Annotated in this window: 18 protein-coding genes; 12 read left to right on the plus strand and 6 right to left on the minus strand. The window is 35.5% G+C overall.

What is annotated here, in order from left to right:
• Positions 1-69: 69 nt before the first annotated feature.
• The 5 genes from JML65_RS00905 to JML65_RS00925 all read left to right on the plus strand — a co-directional run bounded on the left by JML65_RS00905 (position 70) and on the right by JML65_RS00925 (position 5,836).
• Positions 70-780 (plus strand): hypothetical protein, encoded by a 711-nt coding sequence (locus tag JML65_RS00905; RefSeq protein ID WP_202269639.1) that lies wholly within the window; start codon positions 70-72, stop codon positions 778-780.
• Between the two features lie 253 nt (positions 781-1,033).
• Positions 1,034-1,882, plus strand: a complete 849-nt coding sequence (gene pheA, locus JML65_RS00910) for a prephenate dehydratase (RefSeq protein WP_202269640.1) — start codon at positions 1,034-1,036, stop codon at positions 1,880-1,882.
• A gap of 362 nt (positions 1,883-2,244) precedes the next feature.
• The gene (locus JML65_RS00915) at positions 2,245-2,952 is read left to right on the plus strand and encodes a hypothetical protein (RefSeq protein ID WP_202269641.1); all 708 of its coding nucleotides are present in this window, start codon (positions 2,245-2,247) and stop codon (positions 2,950-2,952) included.
• A gap of 110 nt (positions 2,953-3,062) precedes the next feature.
• Positions 3,063-5,300: a DUF2339 domain-containing protein gene (locus JML65_RS00920; protein ID WP_202269642.1), complete on the plus strand. Its 2,238-nt coding sequence runs from the start codon at positions 3,063-3,065 to the stop codon at positions 5,298-5,300.
• Positions 5,301-5,404: 104 nt separating this feature from the next.
• Positions 5,405-5,836 (plus strand): hypothetical protein, encoded by a 432-nt coding sequence (locus JML65_RS00925; protein WP_115917177.1) that lies wholly within the window; start codon positions 5,405-5,407, stop codon positions 5,834-5,836.
• A gap of 46 nt (positions 5,837-5,882) precedes the next feature.
• Here JML65_RS00925 and JML65_RS00930 read toward each other — a convergent pair whose 3' ends face one another.
• Positions 5,883-7,160: a replication-associated recombination protein A gene (locus tag JML65_RS00930; protein WP_202269643.1), complete on the minus strand. Its 1,278-nt coding sequence runs from the start codon at positions 7,158-7,160 to the stop codon at positions 5,883-5,885.
• Between the two features lie 102 nt (positions 7,161-7,262).
• Between JML65_RS00930 and yidD the strand changes: the two genes are divergently transcribed.
• Together yidD and lgt are read left to right on the plus strand one after the other, a co-directional pair.
• A complete protein-coding gene (gene yidD / locus JML65_RS00935) occupies positions 7,263-7,514 on the plus strand; it encodes a membrane protein insertion efficiency factor YidD (protein ID WP_047485723.1) in 252 nt (83 codons plus the stop codon).
• Positions 7,515-7,953: 439 nt separating this feature from the next.
• Complete coding sequence (gene lgt, locus JML65_RS23965) at positions 7,954-8,802, plus strand: prolipoprotein diacylglyceryl transferase (protein ID WP_284460093.1); 849 nt, start codon at positions 7,954-7,956, stop codon at positions 8,800-8,802.
• Positions 8,803-8,938: 136 nt separating this feature from the next.
• Here the strand turns inward: lgt and JML65_RS00945 are convergent, their stop codons facing one another.
• Both JML65_RS00945 and JML65_RS00950 read right to left on the minus strand, forming a co-directional pair.
• Positions 8,939-10,456 carry an NAD(P)H-hydrate dehydratase gene (locus JML65_RS00945; RefSeq protein ID WP_202269645.1) on the minus strand — a complete coding sequence of 506 codons (1,518 nt, stop codon included), beginning with the start codon at positions 10,454-10,456 and terminating at the stop codon, positions 8,939-8,941.
• 103 nt (positions 10,457-10,559) lie between these two features.
• Positions 10,560-11,651 carry an aldo/keto reductase gene (locus JML65_RS00950; protein ID WP_202269646.1) on the minus strand — a complete coding sequence of 364 codons (1,092 nt, stop codon included), beginning with the start codon at positions 11,649-11,651 and terminating at the stop codon, positions 10,560-10,562.
• Positions 11,652-11,780: 129 nt separating this feature from the next.
• Between JML65_RS00950 and JML65_RS00955 the strand changes: the two genes are divergently transcribed.
• Both JML65_RS00955 and mscL read left to right on the plus strand, forming a co-directional pair.
• A complete protein-coding gene (locus JML65_RS00955) occupies positions 11,781-12,698 on the plus strand; it encodes a helix-turn-helix domain-containing protein (RefSeq protein WP_202269647.1) in 918 nt (305 codons plus the stop codon).
• Between the two features lie 162 nt (positions 12,699-12,860).
• Positions 12,861-13,241, plus strand: a complete 381-nt coding sequence (gene mscL / locus JML65_RS00960) for a large conductance mechanosensitive channel protein MscL (RefSeq protein ID WP_084086017.1) — start codon at positions 12,861-12,863, stop codon at positions 13,239-13,241.
• 399 nt (positions 13,242-13,640) lie between these two features.
• Here the strand turns inward: mscL and JML65_RS00965 are convergent, their stop codons facing one another.
• Both JML65_RS00965 and JML65_RS00970 read right to left on the minus strand, forming a co-directional pair.
• Complete coding sequence (locus JML65_RS00965) at positions 13,641-14,600, minus strand: D-2-hydroxyacid dehydrogenase (protein ID WP_047485418.1); 960 nt, start codon at positions 14,598-14,600, stop codon at positions 13,641-13,643.
• 85 nt (positions 14,601-14,685) lie between these two features.
• The gene (locus tag JML65_RS00970; RefSeq protein ID WP_047485420.1) at positions 14,686-15,096 is read right to left on the minus strand and encodes a phosphoheptose isomerase; all 411 of its coding nucleotides are present in this window, start codon (positions 15,094-15,096) and stop codon (positions 14,686-14,688) included.
• Positions 15,097-15,478: 382 nt separating this feature from the next.
• Here JML65_RS00970 and idi point away from each other — a divergent pair, with 382 nt between their 5' ends.
• From idi to gcvT, 3 genes are read left to right on the plus strand one after another with little or no spacing between them, the layout of a single operon-like run.
• Entirely contained in the window at positions 15,479-15,994 is a 516-nt protein-coding gene (gene idi, locus JML65_RS00975; protein ID WP_115917183.1) for an isopentenyl-diphosphate Delta-isomerase, read from the plus strand.
• A 2-nt stretch (positions 15,995-15,996) separates the two neighbouring features.
• A complete protein-coding gene (locus JML65_RS00980; protein WP_047485424.1) occupies positions 15,997-16,467 on the plus strand; it encodes a hypothetical protein in 471 nt (156 codons plus the stop codon).
• A gap of 7 nt (positions 16,468-16,474) precedes the next feature.
• Entirely contained in the window at positions 16,475-17,551 is a 1,077-nt protein-coding gene (gene gcvT / locus JML65_RS00985; RefSeq protein WP_047485426.1) for a glycine cleavage system aminomethyltransferase GcvT, read from the plus strand.
• 78 nt (positions 17,552-17,629) lie between these two features.
• Here the strand turns inward: gcvT and JML65_RS00990 are convergent, their stop codons facing one another.
• A complete protein-coding gene (locus JML65_RS00990; protein ID WP_202269648.1) occupies positions 17,630-18,361 on the minus strand; it encodes a hypothetical protein in 732 nt (243 codons plus the stop codon).
• Positions 18,362-18,487 lie beyond the last annotated feature (126 nt).

An 18,487-nucleotide genomic window follows, 5' to 3' on the forward strand; every position in this document is an offset into this window, starting at 1 on the left:
ATGAAATAATAATTCAAAATTTTGTGAATAATTATCGTATTTTTGTTATGAACTTTAAAAATACATGTAATGAAAACAAAAACTTTACAATTAATCTGCATTTTTATTGCCACCTTTTACGATGCACAGATTGGAATTCTTACAAAGGATCCAAAAGCAACACTGGACGTTAATGGGAATACCATTATAAGGCAAGTTCCCCAAACCAATACCCTGCCTGGATATCAATTTTTGCTCATGAATCAAAACAATTCAGAAGTATCTCAAATAAATCCAAGCGAAATAAATTTTTCAGACACATTAAATCCATCAGTTTATGCAGCCCAAAAAAAGGAGGGCATCAATCTGCTGAGTTTGGGGATTTTTCCTTCAGGATTCAGGTCCGTCAATTTTACAACTGCCGAAAAAACGACAGGAAATTCAACGCTTTTCTCTGATACAGAAAGTGCTTATATTGTGCCCTCCACCGGAGTATATCTTATAGGCTATACTTTTCGTTATGGCACTGGTCTGCAAGCATCATTATTAGCCAATACTCCGGGGATAGGGATAGTCATAACAAGAGCTAATACAGCCACTATATTGGACAGCCGTGTTTTCAGTGGCATCAATTTGTCCATAATACTTAGCTTAACCATTTCAGAATCTACCATAAATTCACTGTATACATTACAGGCAGGTGATAAAATCTCTTTCGGGCTTACCGGTTCCGGTTTATTAGATATAGGATTATTAGAATCCAGTACCTCATCTTTTTATATTTACAAAGTATCCAACTAATGCAATAGAGAGATTTTCAGAGATTCCCCCTCCCCTTTTTAAATGGAATTTATTGAGGTAAACCAGAAATAGCTGGCAGATGACAGATTGCAGATAGCAGGGACTAGAATTAGAGATCAGGAAAAAGGCTTCTATTCAATGATTCTTACGTTTAGTATTCCACTTTAGGCTTTAAACCTTGAATTTTTACCCTTATATATCTGAATTAATTTGCACCTTTGCATTTCAGTTTAAACAAAACCTTATATAATTTATGAAGATTGCATTTTTGGGGCCTCATGCCAGTTTTACACAGCTTGCGGCAGCCCAGCTCTTTCCGGAAGATGAAATTTTACCTCAGGCGAGTATTTTAGATTGTTTTAATGCAGTGGAAACCGGTGAAGCTGTAAAAGCGGTAGTTCCTTTGGAAAACTCTATAGAGGGAACCGTTTCAATGACCCTGGACTATTTATATAAGACTCCGTCCATCAAAATAGAAGCAGAAGCGGTAATGCCTATTGCTCATCATCTGATGATTCATCCTGAGAACACCATAGAAGAGGTAGAAAGAATATATTCTCATCCGCAAGCTTTAGCGCAGAGTTTCCATTTTCTGGATACTCATTATAAAGGAATCACTAAACAGGATTTTTCCTCCACTGCGGCGGCAGCAAAATATGTTTCAGAAAATAAAGATCTTAAGATTGCCGCTGTTGCCAATCAGTTTGCAGCCAATTTATATGGTCTGAAAATAATCAACCGTAATATCCAGGATTTTGAACAAAATCATACACGGTTTATTATTATTTCCAAACAACAGAGCCCATATCATAGTGATCATCTTGAAATTTTAGGCGAAAAATCAGGGATGCTTATCACTCTTCCTGAAGATCACGCAGGGGGCTTACATCAGGTTTTATCAGTTTTTGCCTGGAGGAAGATGAACCTTAGTAAAATTGAATCCAGAACTTTGAAAACAGGATTGGGTAATTATTTCTTCTTCATTAATGTTGTAGGTCAATGGGAAGAAATCCTGCATGGGAATGCACTTAAAGAGCTTGAATCCATCAATGCAGAAGTAGATTTTCTGGGAAATTACAAAGAATTTCTTTTAGAAAGCTAGACTATACATTTTATTACAAAAAACATAAAAAACACTGTCATTATGGCAGTGTTTTTTGTTGTTAAATACACAATAACTATTTAAATATCAACGACATACAAATAAAACCCATGAGTTTAAATCACCCCAATGAAAAAAATACAATTCAAAACTGTAAGATATATTATATTTTTTATTAAATTTGATACAGTAAAATTTAAAGAATTCAAAACCGTAACCAAATTATGAAATACACTAAAAAATGATATAAACATATGTTTAATATATTATCAAATAATTAATATTAAACTTACGTAATCAGCAACCGAAAGCAAATCACTGCTTTTACCCAAAAAATAGAAACTAATTAAAAAAATTCGATCATGAAAACTAAAATTTACAGCTTACTACTAGCTTGTTCCACCCTATCCCTATTTTCCCAGGTTGGTATTAACACAGCAACTCCCTCAGCAACATTAGACGTCAATGGAAATGCTAAACTACGTACCACCCCGGCAGCACCCTCATTAACAGGATATCAAGTGTTAGGTCTTAACACTGCAACCTCAGAACTAACCAGCATAGATCCTCAACTTCTCTATGCCGGCGCCAACACCAATTCTTCTCTTTATGCCGCAAAGAAAACTGCAGGAATCAGCCTTTTGAGTCTTGGATTATTCCCTTCAGGATTCAGAGCTGTTAACTTCGTAGCAGCAGAAAGAACTATTGGATCTGCAGCTTTATTCAATGATACAGACAACACGTTTACAATCCCATCAACGGGTGTATATGCTATAGGATTCGCTTTCCGTTATGGAACAGGATTACAGGCTTCCATATTAGCAAACTCTCCGGGAATCGGTATTGTAAGAACAAGAGCCGGAGTAGCCACTACTATTGACAGCCGTGCATTTAGTGGTGCCAATCTTATCTTGTTAAGTTTGACAATTTCTGAAAGTTCTCTTAGCTCAGTATATTCATTCCAGGCAGGAGATAAAGTTTCATTCGGTCTTGTAGGATCCACAGCTTTGGACGTAGGTTTATTAGGATCCAGTATTGCTTCCTTCTATATCTACAAGGTATCCAACTAGTAAAAACATATTGTTAGTTATTTATATAGTTAATCCATCACATGAATTGTGGTGGATTAATTTTTGCAAGTCATTTCAAACATTTAGCTATATTTGATAAAAACTAAGAAATGAATGAATATCTCTTTGCTATATTAATTATTATCATTGCAATTATTTTCAATAATCTGAATACTAAAATCAGAAAACTTGAAAAAGAGGTATCGGATCTTAACTCCAAAATCAACCCGTTATCGAGTCATTCTCAGCCTGTTCAGGAAGAAGCTCCTGCTGAAAAAAGCAGTTCTCCGCAACAGATTCAGCCCCATGAAATTTATAACAGAGAAAGCCCGGCGCATGTCATCCATGAGGATCCACCGGCTCCTCAAAAAGACTGGCTTAGTCCGGTTTTTGAATTCTTAAAACAAAATGCACTCACCATTGTAGGTATTTTCACCCTTGTATTAGGGATTGGCTATTTTGTAAAGTATGCTATTGATAAAAACTGGATCGGAGAAACAGCACGGGCCGGAATAGGACTTTGTACAGGTATTGTCATTATCCTTACCGGACATTTCTTACGAAAAAACTACGCAACATTCGCCTCAATTATCACAGGAGGAGGGATTGCCGTTTTATACTTTACCGACACCATCGCTTTTCGGGAATATCATCTTTTCACCCAGAATACTGCATTTATTATCACTACTTTGATCACAGCAGGTTCTATCGCACTATCCTATTATTATAAAAGCGAGGTACTGATTATCTTTTCTCTGTTAGGTGGATTTTCAGCTCCTTTAATGATCAGCAGCGGACAAAGTAATTATACTTTCCTTTTTATTTATATCAGTCTTTTAAATATAGGAATGCTTGCTACCGCTTTTCTTCAGCATTGGAAAAGTGTTGGCTGGACAGCCTTTATTTTCACCAGCCTCTATTTATTTTCCTGGACTACAGAAAAACCGCAACTTTTAAGTATTGTATTTTATAGTATCAGCTATATTATTTTCTATATTTTCGCCCTTCAAGACTATATCAAGAAGAACAGCCTTTCGACTTCAGGGATTTTAATGCTTGCCTTAACTAATTTCTTTAGTGTGATAGGCCTTGTTTATATTTTCAATGAATTACAATATGAGCCCGTCATTATATTTCCTGCAGCGTTTGCCATTATCAATGCACTGCTTTTATTCAGAGAATATGGAAGAAAAAATTCAGGGATTTCTTATTCTGTATTTGCGGGAATAACAGTGAGTCTTATGACTATAGCCACCGCACTTCAGTTTGAAGCCCACCTCATCACCAGTGTATGGGCTATAGAAGCGAGCCTTCTGCTTTTTATCTGGAAAAAAACCGGACACAAAATTTTCAAAAACTGTTTTTATGTTTTATTTCCCCTTGTTATTATTGCACAGATAATCACATGGACAGAATATTTCAATGCAAAAAATCTGAACATCATATTCAATCCCGTATTTTTAACCAGTCTGGTAACGATTGCTTCAACTATTATTAATTTATTCCTATTAAAACAAACACAGGAAAGACAAACCCCAAAGAGCAATATACTTGAAGAACTCATTACAATGATTAGCTATGGAACCATCTATATGGCTTTATTGTCTGAAATGATTTACCATATTTCCGGAATGCCCTGGGAAGCCATCATCAATGCGGCACTGTTATTTAGTATATATTACGTTTTCATCTTATTACTTTTCAGAAAAAAACTGAATATCAACCAAAGTCTTCAGACTGCATTTATTTATCTTTTCCTTTTTTTACTGATCACCATCTCATCTGTTTCCACCCTATCAGTGGTTACAGCAATACTGTCAAAAAAACTTCAGACCGGATTTTATTTCATCCATCTGCTGCAATGGATTCCTTTTATTTATATATATGTCAGCGTAATTCCTTCATCAGATTTCAACAAAACAAAAATCTCTTACTGGATCTTTGCACTGGCACTTACTATTGCCGTTAGCTGTGGGCTTCACCATACCTATCTGTTGGTTAACGCCAACGATGTTCTTCACTCCTATAAGATCACAGAACACTTCAATATTTTATATTTACCTATAATATGGACTATCTTAGCCAGCGTTTTTATCTATGCAGGGTTAAAAAAGAATATTCAGGAATACAGCAAAATAGGTTTTGCCCTTATTGGTATCATGGTCCTCAAGCTCTACAGCTATGATGTATGGCAGATGGATAATATATCAAGAGTGATTGCATTTATTATCCTTGGACTGATCTTGCTATTAAGCTCATTTACCTTCCAGCGCCTTAAAAACATGATCACAAAGATGGTGGATAAAAAAGATAAAAACACAGAAGAAATACAGCCCCCATCTGAATAATCTCTATTATCAGTAAACAAAATTTAAAACATCCTGAAATTACATTCACATTTCACAAAAAAGAACTATATTTATCACGTTTTTAACAGTTACATATTCTGATTATGAAAAAAATACTCTACTCTTTTTTACTTCTTTCATCTGCAATGTTATTTGCACAGAAAAATACATCTGCAAAGTTTGCAATCGCGCATGATATCGTCGGGACAGTAGATATGTTTAATGCAAACAAAAGCATTATCCAAAGTTCAAAAGTTTATAACACGCCAGCCAGCCTACCCCAAAATCTGAAAAAATACAGTTTCATTTCAGAAAACGGGATTACTGAATACAAAATCAAAAGTAACTATGGACTGGACAGAATTTCATTAGCCTCTCTGAATAACCAACATAACCTTCCGGAAACCAATCCGGTATTTATTGAAGGGTATGAATTCACGGATACCAGTACTTTAATATATGGAGATATCCTGGCAAGATCGGAAGTCAAAGACTATAACGGGCAAAAAACACTGTATATTTATACTACCCGTTAATTTAATAATATAAAAAAGGATACTGCACTACAGTATCCTTTTTATTTTAATATTTATTATTCCATTTTTTCTTGAGCTCTTCATAGATTTTCTTTTCCGTTGCATTATTTCCGGGCTCATAAAGCTTTATATCTTTTATTTCTTCCGGAAGAAAAGTTTGATCTACAAAATTTCCTTCATACGAATGGGCATATTTATATTCTTTGCCATAATCCATATCTTTCATCAGCTTTGTCGGGGCATTTCTCAAGTGGAGAGGTACAGGCAGATTTCCGGTTCGTTTTACCAATGCCAAAGCTTCATTAATAGCCATGTATGCAGAGTTACTCTTGGGAGAGACAGCCAGATAAACAGCCGCTTCACTTAATATAATCCTTGCTTCAGGGTTTCCGATTACATTGACCGCCTGAAAACAGTTATTGGCAATAACCAGAGCATTAGGATTGGCTAACCCAATATCTTCTGCTGCCAGGATAAGCATTCGTCTGGCAATAAATTTAATATCTTCACCTCCAGCAATCATTCTGGCCAGCCAATACACGGCCCCATTAGGATCACTCCCGCGCATAGATTTGATAAAGGCCGAAATAATATCATAATGCTGCTCTCCATTTTTATCATACAAAGCCATTGTCTCCTGAAGGATCTCAAGCACATTAGCATTATTGATTTCTTTAATTGCTGAATTTTTATACTGATTCAAAACCAACTCTACAGAATTGATCAGCTTTCTGGCATCACCACCGGAATATTGTAATAAAGCTTCTTTCTCAATAAATTTAAAATCCGTTTTCTCATCTTTATTATACCGTTCAGAGGCGGTATCGATAAGCTCTTCCAGTTTTTCATAGCTTAAAGCTTTCAAAACATACACCTGGCTTCTCGAAAGCAAGGCCGAAACCACTTCAAAACTTGGGTTTTCTGTGGTAGCCCCTATTAAAACAATCCAGCCTTTTTCTACCGCATGCAGTAATGAATCCTGCTGGGATTTATTGAAACGGTGAATTTCATCAATAAATAAAATGGGTGATTTTCCCGAAAACAAATTCTGCTTTTTAGCATCATCAATCACATCACGTACATCTTTCACCCCTGAAGAAACCGCTGATAACTTATAAAACTTCCTCCCGGACTTCTCAGAAATAATTTCCGCCAGTGTGGTTTTCCCCGTCCCGGGAGGCCCCCAAAAGATCAGAGAATTCAGGGTATTATTTTCAATCATCTTCCTGATGGTCCCTTTTTCTCCGGTAAGGTGCTCCTGCCCCAGAACTTCATCCAGGTTTTTGGGTCTTAATTTTTCAGCTAATGGAATATTTTGATTCAAGGTAATTTTATTTTTTATGATCAATACTTCAGATTTCAGATCCCTGAAACTTCTAACAAAATTAAACTAATTTTAAATTTTTTACCCTATTTTTGCATTGTTTTGAAACTTACATTCAATAAAATCATTACATTTCCGTTGGTAATTTTGATAAAATTTTACCAGTGGTTCATCTCGCCATTACTTCCCAAAAACTGCCGTTATGAACCTACATGCTCTCATTATATGTTGGAAGCTCTTCGGGTTCACGGTATCTTTAAAGGATTCTGGCTGGGGTTCAAAAGAATTTTAAGGTGTCATCCCTGGGGAGGAAGCGGATATGATCCTGTTCCCCACAAACATAAAAATCAGTAAACAAACTATTAAATCAATAGAAATGAATAATATTTTTTTCAGACTCTACCTCGTAATGCTTGCATTCGTCACACAATTCCTTTTTGCACAGCAATATCCGGGAGGTTTATCTGACGGAACTTTAGAAATAAACGGAAACAATGTTCCTGTAAAAATCTATTCTACGACGGAAGTTGGCGACCTTAATGCTTTTCCGGAAAGAGGAATCAATAATGTTCTGGTCATTCTTAATGAGTCTAATTTTGAACCTGCCTATTTTAATTACAGTGCAGAAACCCTAACAAGATTCAAGGATTCAAAATATCAGTTTTTTGATAAAAATTTTAAACTACTAAATTCTCCGGTTACCCAGGATAATATTACAGATTATAAATATGCAGTAAAGTCTGATAAAGTTATTACTCCATCTGATACAGTAGCGCTTGAAACTCCTTTTAAAATCTGGGACCCTTCAAAAGGGATTAAGATCTTTTCATTCACCCTGCATTTCTATAGTCTGATGTTTGTGTTTGCATTTGGTTTCGGATATATTGTCATGACAAGAATATTCAAAATCGACAATATCAACCAAAAATACCTGGAACCTCTTTTTACATGGACATTGATAGGAACCATTCTTGGAGCAAGATTAGGACATGTTATTTTCTATCAGCCTGAACTATTTAAAGAAGATTTCTGGAGTGTATTTTTACCAATCAGCACGAAAAACGGTTTAAAATTCACAGGTTTCTCAGGACTGGCAAGTCATGGTGCTGCTATTGCTTTAATCATGACTACTTTATACTACTCGTTTAAAATCATCAAGAAAAATCCTTTTTGGGTATATGACAGATTGGGTATTGTAGTGGCTTTAGGGGGAACATTTGTAAGAATGGGAAATTTTTTCAATTCGGAAATCTTAGGAAAACAGGCAGATCCAAACTCTCCGTTTGCTTTACTTTTCCCTCAGCAAAGCAGTGAATATGGTATTACAGTACCACGCTACCCAAGCCAGTTATTTGAAGCTGTGGGATACCTTGCTCTTTTCATTTTACTATGGGTGTTATATAGAAAAACAGACAAAAAATACCAACAGGGCTGGTTATTTGGTTTATTCTTTATCATCCTTTGGGCCATCAGATTCTTTGTAGAATTCTTAAAAGAGCCACAAGGTGATGAGTTCATCCAGATTGGAGGTTTGAATACCGGACAAGTTCTTTCTATTCCATTTATGATCGCCGGAGTTATTATCATGATTGTTTCCAAAAAATTCAAAATCACTCCTCAAGAAAACGGAAAACCGGAATAATTTTAAAGACAAAAACAGATTCGTTCAGCAGGATGACAACATCCGATACTGGCAGATCTCAGATACTATATAAAAAAGGCAAATTTGTAATTACAAATTTGCCTTTTTATTTTTCTATCATTGAATTCAGTAGTTCTTAAAAATTCTTAGCCCTCCTTTTGTTCAGTTCCTTAAAAACACTTCCTAATTCATCAATAACATCGGTAGGAAGCATGGCTTCTTTTGAATATTTCACAGACGCCCAATCAGCCGCTTTTCCATGAAGCCAGATCCCCAGTATACATGCCTGTTCTTCTGAATACCCTTGTGCTAATAGGGATGTGAGAACTCCTGTAAGGATATCTCCGCTTCCTCCTTTTGCAAGACCGGCATTTCCTGTTATATTATAAAAAACGTTTCCTTCCGGAGTAACAACCTGCGTATGATGGTCTTTTAAAACAATATAGATATTCAGTAATCTTGCTTTTTCCCGGGCCAAATCCAATCTTTCAAAAGAGTTTTTGGTAGTCCCGAATAATCGTTCAAATTCTTTTGGGTGTGGGGTAATAATTGATTTCTCAGGAATTAAACCATTTTTCTTCTCTTCTTTTGAAATGATATTTAAAGCATCAGCATCCAGGATCAGAGGCTTAGCATAATGTTTCAGAAATTTCAAAAAACTTCTTTCCGTCTCCGGATCAGTTCCTAAACCAGGGCCAATTCCACAAACCGCATCTGAATCTGTATCAAAATTCTTTATAAAATCTGCTCCTCCTTTTATAAACATAGCCTCAGGACACACGGTTTGTAGTACTTCATAACCACATGTAGGAGCCAAAGTAAATGTTAATCCCGCTCCCGCTCTTAAGGCAGCTTTTGTAGCTAATACTACAGCACCTATTTTCCCATAACTCCCTCCTACAATATTCACTTTGCCATAGTTTCCTTTATGAGAAAATTCTTCTCTGGGAATAAAGACGGAATCCACGATTGGATCATCAATAACAAAATACCCGGTATCGGTTTCTTCAGAATATTCTTTATTCAGTCCAATATCGAGAATAATCACTTTTCCTGTATATTTTCCAGCTTCAGGATGCAGAAAACTTCTTTTCCAGCATTGAAAGCTCAGGGTGTAATCAGCTTTCAGAATCACCGCATCTCTCTCCAACATTCTATCAGCAAACATTCCGGACGGAATATCTATTGAAATTTTAGTATTTCCTTTTGCATTTAGCTGATCCACCAGTATTTTATATTCTCCTTCTAAAGGTCTTGACAAGCCAGTTCCCAAAAGAGCATCAATAATAAGTGTTTTATCATCCAGATAATGGCTATCAATATCCCGGAATTTTCTGACGGAAATCCCGGAAAAATCCCGGAGTCTTTTCAAATTCACTGATGCATCTCCTGAAAATTTTCCTTTCGGATCATATACAAATACATCTACATCAAAACCTTTTATATAAAGCATCCTTGCAACAGCCAAACCATCACCTCCATTATTCCCATTCCCACAAAAAACAGCCAGCTTTTTGTGATTCTTACAGTTTTCAGAAATCCACCCGGCAACAGCCATAGAAGCTCTTTCCATCAGCTGAACCGAAGAAATTGACTCATGGGAAACAGTAGCCAGATCCCAGTTTCGTATTTGTTCTGTAGTAAATATTTTCATAGGCTCCCTCAAAATTGTAAGCAAATTACAAAAGATTTTCCATTGTTAACTGCCTATTCAAAGAAATGAGGTATCAAAAGACGGCTCAGTTTACGATCCATTATTACCCATATCTTTCTTTATCATTCTGGGGTAAAATTTCGGCCACTTTAGACCTGACCCCATTTATTGAGGTACCAGCCTGCAGTATATCTACTGCCCCACTTAAAAGATTATAAGGAAAAGGCAATTGAGGCATTGATAATACGTTCAATAATTCCAAGTCTTCTTCAGACAGTTTCAGTTCTGAAGCTTTTATATTCTCTTTCAGCTGATCCAGGGTTCTTGCTCCAAGCAAAGTTGAGCTAACACCCCGTTGCTGCATTACCCAGCTAATAGCTATGGCAGAAACCGGCATATTTCTTTCCTTTGCTATCATGTGAAGCTTATCAATTATTTCATACGCTCCTTCAGAAAGCTCGGGGCTTAGTCTATTATTATTTCTTTGACTCATCTTTTGCCCCTTATTTTCTCTGGTATACTTGCCACTCAAAAGACCTTCCTTTAATGGAGACCAGGGCATTACCCCTAACCCCATTTCCAGAGCCATTGGAATCAGTTCATTTTCTACTGAACGTTCCAATAGAGAATATTCCAATTGCAGACCAATAAAAGGTGCCCATCCACGGAATTTGGAAATCATTTGAGCTTCTGTTATTTTCCATGCAGGGGTGTCTGAAATAGCAATATAACGTATTTTACCATCCCTTACCAAGTCATTAAGTGTTGAAATCGTTTCATCAATGGGGGTATGCGGATCAAAGGCATGCATCCAGTACAAGTCAATATAATCCGTTTTCAAACGCGTTAAGGAACTCTCTAATGCCTGTATAATACCCTTTCTTCCTGCACCTCCGCCATTGGCATCGTAGGGGAACATATTTCCCCAGAATTTGGTAGATAAAACCAATGAATCCCGACGAACATTCTGTTTAGTTAAAAAGTTACCTATGATCTCTTCTGAATGTCCCTTAGTGTAAATATTAGCTGTATCAATTATATTTCCACCCTGATCAATATAGTGTTCTAAAATTTGATGGGCATCTGCCGGACTCGTTCCCCAGCCCCAATCTTCACCAAAAGTCATTGTTCCTAAAGTAAGAGGACTGATTTTCAATCCCGATTTTCCTAACGTTCTGTAATCTGCCAAGCTCATATTATATTTTTTAAATTTTAACCAAAATTATAGCAAGCCCCAGAATAAGAATAGCTGTAATCAAGCCAAGGCTATCGAAAATCAATCCGCATTTAATATACCAACGCTCTATTTTAATACATTTGTAGAATGAACAATTCTGACGCAATAGCTGATTTCTACAAAAAGAAAAATATCAACATCCCCACTCATTATCAATGGGGTACAGGATATTTTGACATTATAAGAATTGATAATCTGCAAAGACGGGAAGAGCTTATTTCACTGATATCCTTTACGAGAAAAAACTTATATAAAATCAAATTGGTAAAAGGAAAATGTAAGTGTCATTACGCTGATAAAACTATTGAAATAAACCAATATGCGCTCATGTTTATCAATCCCACTATTCCTTTTTTACTGGAAGAAAGTGATGGGTCCATAGAGGAATATTTCTGTTTATTTAATGAAGAATTTTTCAGTAATTATGGGAATATAAAAGAATATCCTGTATTTCAAAATACACAGGAAAATATTTTTGATCTGTCAGAAGTACAATATCTGGAATTTGAAAACATGCTGAACAAAATCCAGGCAGAACTTTCATCAAATTACGATTTCAAATTTGATGTAGTCCGGAATCTAACTTATGACCTTATTCATACTACTGTAAAAATGCATAACTGCCTTAGTACATCCTCTATAAGAAAAAATGCCTACAACCGGATCACTTTACTTTTCGAAGAACTGCTTGCCTTACAATTTCCATTGCATACAGCAACAGATTATATCAGGTTCAAAAAGCCCAAGGATTTTGCAGCCCAGCTTTCCATTTCTATTAATCATTTAAATAAAGCGGTAAAGCACACACGGAATAAAACCAGTTCTGAAATCATCACAGAAAGAATCTTGCAGGAAGCCAAAATCTTGCTAAAACTAACGGATTGGTCAGTTTCTGAAATAGCATATCTCCTGGGCTATGAAACACCTTCCCGTTTTACCTTTACATTCCGAAAGAAAACCGGTATTCCTCCACTGCTGTATAGGAAGGATCAGGCAAATAAATAAGACGCTCACCATATGAATGTTATTCATATTTTAAGAACCTTATCAATGAGATTACTTTTACTTCAGATTCTTATTTTTCATGAATAAAAAACATGAGTTTTTAATGTTTTTACATTTATAAATTATATTTTTGTGTGTATACTAATTAAAAAAATATAAATTATGGGATTTATTAAGGAATTTAAAGCTTTTGCTTTTAAAGGAAATGTTCTCGATCTGGCTGTCGGTGTTATCATTGGAGCAGCATTTGGTAAAATTGTTACTTCTTTAGTAGAGGATGTTGTAACTCCTTTATTACTAAACCCGGCCCTGAAAGCTGCGGGCGCTGAGAACATCTCTAAGCTTACCTGGAATGGTGTTGCTTATGGTAATTTTCTTTCTGCCGTTATCAGCTTCCTGTGTATTGCAATGGTTCTTTTCTGGATCATTAAAGGAGCCAACAAAATCAGCAAGAAGGAAGAAGCTGCCCCTGCAGGACCTACAGATGATCAAAAATTATTAGCAGAAATCAGAGACTTGTTGAAAAGCAAGAACAATCTATAATAAAAGATATCGATGCTGTCACACAGCAATCATTTGAAAAACCGGAGAAGCTTTGCTTCTCCGGTTTTTTTGTCCTATCCGAAATTTCAAATTGTTCAGTTGATTTTACTTTCTGCCCACAGTATTAGTCCGTTCAGCAGAGAATGTCAGCTTTGCTAAGTGAATCGCTATTGCAATCCTAGTTGTTAAAACACTTTGTACTCTATACCACTTAAAGAAACTGTTTGTTAATATCTTATACTGAAACCTGATAATATGAATAAAAAAGCGGATTCAAAAAATGAACCCGCTTCTATTCTATTGGCTTTAGCCTAAACTTAATATAAAAAAGTTAAGAGTTAGGAGTTGACAGCGCTATTGCCTACCATCTATCATCTATTACCTATTTCAAATTCTTGATTATTGAATCTGCAAAATACTTGAAATCTGTTCTGCTAAGGAAAGTCCTATTCTATCCTGAGCTTCAAGTGTAGAAGCTCCTGTGTGAGGAGTCAGAGAGATTTTAGAATGATTCAGTATCTCTTTGGAAGGTGTCGGCTCATTAATGAAAACATCTAATCCTGCAAATTTCACTTTCCCGGAATCCAATGCTTCAATTAATGCTGCTTCATCAATCACTCCACCTCTGGAACAGTTAACAACAGCAACCCCGTTTTTCATGATTTCAAACTCATTCTTACCTATCATATATCCGTCTTTCTGAGCAGGCACATGCAAAGTAATAAAATCTGAATGTTTCAGGACATCCTGTAGAGGTTCTGTTTCTATATCTACATTGATAAACTGGTTATTGTAAAACTTCACCTTAATACTGGCTTTTCCTACATTATTATCAGCAGCAACGACTCTCATACCAAGACCTAAAGCAATTCTGGCAACTTCCTGTCCTATTCTTCCCATTCCCACAATTCCAATTGTTTTTCCTCTCAGTTCAATACCGGCAGCATATGCTTTTTTAAGTCCAGCAAATTCTGTATCTCCTACTAAAGGCATTTTTCTGTTGGAATCCTGAAGGAATCTTGCTCCTGAGAACAAATGTGCAAAAACAAGCTCAGCCACTGATTCTGAGGACGCAGATGGAGTATTGATCACATGGATTCCTTTTTCTCTAGCATATGCTACATCAATATTATCCATACCAACTCCTCCTCTTCCTATAATTTCAATGGAAGGACAACCGTCAATAATATCTTTCCTTACCTGAGTTGCGCTTCGTACCAATAAAGTACGGATCTTATGCTCATTAATGTAATCCACCAAAAACTCCTGTGGAACTTTTGCTGTAATAACTTCAAAGCCTTTTTCTGCTAATGCATCAATTCCTGATTGATCCAGGCCGTCGTTTGCTAAAACTTTCATAAATACAACTATATTTAAAATTAAAAAGATTTAAAAATTAAAGAGATAGGCTCTCATTTAATCTTTAAATCTTTGAATTATTTTTTTATTCTCCGTCTTCTTTGAATACTTCGATCGTCACTTGCTTCTCTACCAAATCCGTAAATCTGCCTTTGTATCTTGTTGCTCTTACCAGGTGATTATCTATCCAGTGATAATTTCCGCCTCTTGGTTTTCCGCAGAGTACACTGTGGTACTTGAAGCCGTGTTTATCCAGCCAATCAATGGTAATTTGTTTAAGATTTTCTGTTCTTGAAGTAAAAAAACAAATCTGGTGTCCTTCGTCATACCATTTGTTTACTGTTGCCAATGCATCCGGGTAAGGTTCACAGGTAACCATTCTTTCCGGTTCTTCATTAGGAACATCATCTGTAATGGTTCCGTCAATATCAATTAAGTAATTTTTTACTCCATCCTTAAGAATAGGACTTATGTGCTCTATGTATTCTAATTCCATCGGTTAACATTAAGTAACAAAGTTAGGGTTTTTACAACTATCAAGCACATGAATCTTAGTTTATGTTAAAAATTTACTACAAAAAACGTTATTTAATGAATAATATAAACATTTTATTCGTTATTTTACCATTTATGATTAAAAATTTTCGTTTCAGAAATTCATTTTACACAGGAAATATAGTATTTAGATAAGAAATAAGGTTAAAGTTCATTTTAAAACACCAGAGTCCGAATTATACTTTTTATATAAAAGCTTGAAACCGCTGTTTTATTCTTTTTTCAAGCCTGATCCTGTCCCTTTACTTCTCAATTTCATTACAAACGCATGATGTTTATCTAAAAATTTCCAAAATACATTTATTACGCTTACATTTGTAGAAATGGAAGAATTAGTAGTTTTAGTAAATTCTAAAGATGAAGTTTTGGGTCTGATGGAAAAACAACAGGCTCATATCAATGGCTTATTACACCGTGCTTTTTCTGTTTTTCTATTTAACAGTAAAGGAGAAATGCTTCTTCAAAAAAGAGCTTCGGGAAAATACCACTCCCCCAATCAATGGACCAATGCAGTGTGTTCACATCCCAGAAAGGAAGAAACCTATCTGGAGGCAGCAAAACGCAGGCTGAATGAAGAATTGGGCATTGAAACAGAACTTTCAGAAAAATTCAATTTTATCTATAAAGCTGATGTAGGCGGAGGTCTTTGGGAGCATGAACTTGATCATGTGTTCGTAGGAAACCATGAGTCTGAATCTGATTTTAATTTGAATAAAGATGAAGTGGAAGAAATAAGATTTATATCCGCGGAAGATCTGGATAAAGAAATTGCTGAAACTCCTGAAAATTTTACAGAATGGTTTAAGATCATTCTTGAAGAATACAAACACCATTTTTAAAGATGAAAAGAATATTGCTTGTATCTGCTTTATTTTTTGGAAGTCTACTTTTTGCACAAAAAGCAAATGTTTACGACAGTCCCAATTATTCTATTAATGTTCCTGAAGGCTGGAAATCTACCAATGACAGTGATATTGTCAACATTTTTCCTACCAGCGAAATCGGAGCTATTACCATTTCTGAATATCACGATCTGGGTCTTCCAAAAGAAGAAATGAAAAAATTTATCCTGGCATTGTATAAATCAGAAGATTCTGAGAATAAAATAAAGCAAAATAAGAGTAAAAAAGGATACACAGAATATTTCTACGAATATTTTGATGAAAAAGAGAAGCTTTTCTGGACTACCAGAGCTTTTCAAAAAGACAAAGATCTATATCTGGTAACAATCAACTGTGGTCAGAAATTCTGGAACGGAAATTATATGACCCTTTTTAATGAAACTTTCAACAGTTTTAAAATAAAGAAATAAATTAAATATGAAGAAAACAGCCTTGTACGACACTCATGTTTCTTTAGGAGCTAAAATCGTACCTTTTGCAGGTTTTGAAATGCCTGTTCAATATTCAGGAGTAACGGAAGAGCATTTTGCAGTAAGAGAAAAAGCAGGATTATTTGATGTTTCCCACATGGGACAATTTTTCATCGAAGGTCCCGGTTCAAAAGACCTTTTACAGTGGGTAACAACCAATAATGTAGATGCTTTGGAAAACGGAAAAGCTCAATATTCATGTCTTCCTAACGAAGATGGGGGTGTTGTGGATGATCTTATCGTTTACAAAATGGAAGATGATAAATATTTCGTGGTTGTCAATGCTTCAAATATAGATAAAGACTGGAATCATATTTCAAAATATAATACTTTCGGAGCTACAATGACCAATGCATCTGATGAGATGTCATTATTGGCAATTCAGGGACCTAAAGCTACGGAAATCCTTCAGAAGCTTACAGAAGTTAATCTTTCTGAAATCCCTTACTACCATTTTACAGTAGGAAGTGTGGCTGGCGTAAACGATATCATTATTTCAAACACAGGATATACCGGAAGTGGAGGTTTTGAGATTTATTTTAAGAATGAAAGCGCAAAACAGCTTTGGGATGAAATTATAAAAGCAGGTGAAGCTGAAGGAATTATCCCATGTGGATTAGCTTCCAGAGACACTTTACGATTAGAGAAAGGATTCTGTCTGTACGGAAACGATATTGATGATACCACTTCTCCTATTGAAGCAGGCTTAGGATGGATCACAAAGTTTGACAAAGATTTTGTTTCCAAAGATATTTTTGCAAAACAAAAAGAAGAGGGGGTTACAAGAAAGTTAGTTGGATTCGAATTACAGGATAAAGGGGTTCCAAGACATGATTACCCTGTAGTAGATGCAGAAGGCAATGTAATTGGAAAAGTAACTTCAGGAACACAGTCTCCAATGAAAAAGATCGGTTTAGGTCTTGCTTATGTAGACAAGCCTCATTTCAAATTAGGTTCTGAGATCTTTATTCAGGTAAGAAATAAAAATATTCCTGCAAAAGTAGTGAAAGCTCCTTTTGTATAATATCAATACACAAAAAACCGCAGTTTAATAAAGCTGCGGTTTTTTTATCAATTATTTTTCAGACAGGTGGATACCGGATTATACATTATCTCCTTCACCATCCATCCATCTTCTCATCTGCACTCTATGAGCCGGGGTCTCCTCTATTCCTCCAGCTAAAACATGTAAGATTTTATCCCATAGATTTTTCTTCTTAGACTGTAATTCTTTTATTTCGCCATAGGCAACCAGATATTCTTGTTCATACTGATAGGCATCTTCGTCAGAGTAATTCCACGGGATATGATTAAGAATGTCCTCTGTTAAGGTATCAATCTCATCAGGTTCCAGTGTTTCCATCATTTTTAGCTTGAGATGATAGGTTTCAGATATTGACAATATTTTGTTTAAAGAGGTCTTTATATCTTTCCAGATACCTCCCCATTTTTCAAGATTGGCATCCATAAAAATGGTATTCCCCATTCTTTCCAGTGTCACAAAATTGTCCAACACCAAATTTTTATATTCTTCGTGGGTTTCCCAGATTCCGACCAAACTTGAAGCATCTTTTTCTTTAAATTTTTCTTCAATTTTTTCCAAAACCTTAAGCAAAGCATTAGAATTCTCTACCAGTTTGGCTTTTTCTCTAATCCATAAGTTAATAACCATACTATCATTTGTAGTGGTAATTAGCTTTCCGCAGTCTTCAATTTTCCGTCTTATTTCATCATCACTTGTTTGAATTTCTTTATTTGTGGTCTTAATATCCAACGAAAGTTTCCTTAAGCTTTGTACCGCTTTAATTACGGGATTGAATTGTTTTTCCATCATAATCTGTTTTAATTATTTTATTGTAAAAGAATGAATGTGTTTTTTAAGGGAGCCAAGAAATTCAATGTCTTGCGGTCACTAATTTACGAACTTCCTAATAAAATAGCCAATTAACAGCCGAAAACA

It is taken from the genome of Chryseobacterium sp. KMC2 (assembly GCF_016756935.1).
Classification (GTDB): domain Bacteria; phylum Bacteroidota; class Bacteroidia; order Flavobacteriales; family Weeksellaceae; genus Chryseobacterium; species Chryseobacterium rhizosphaerae.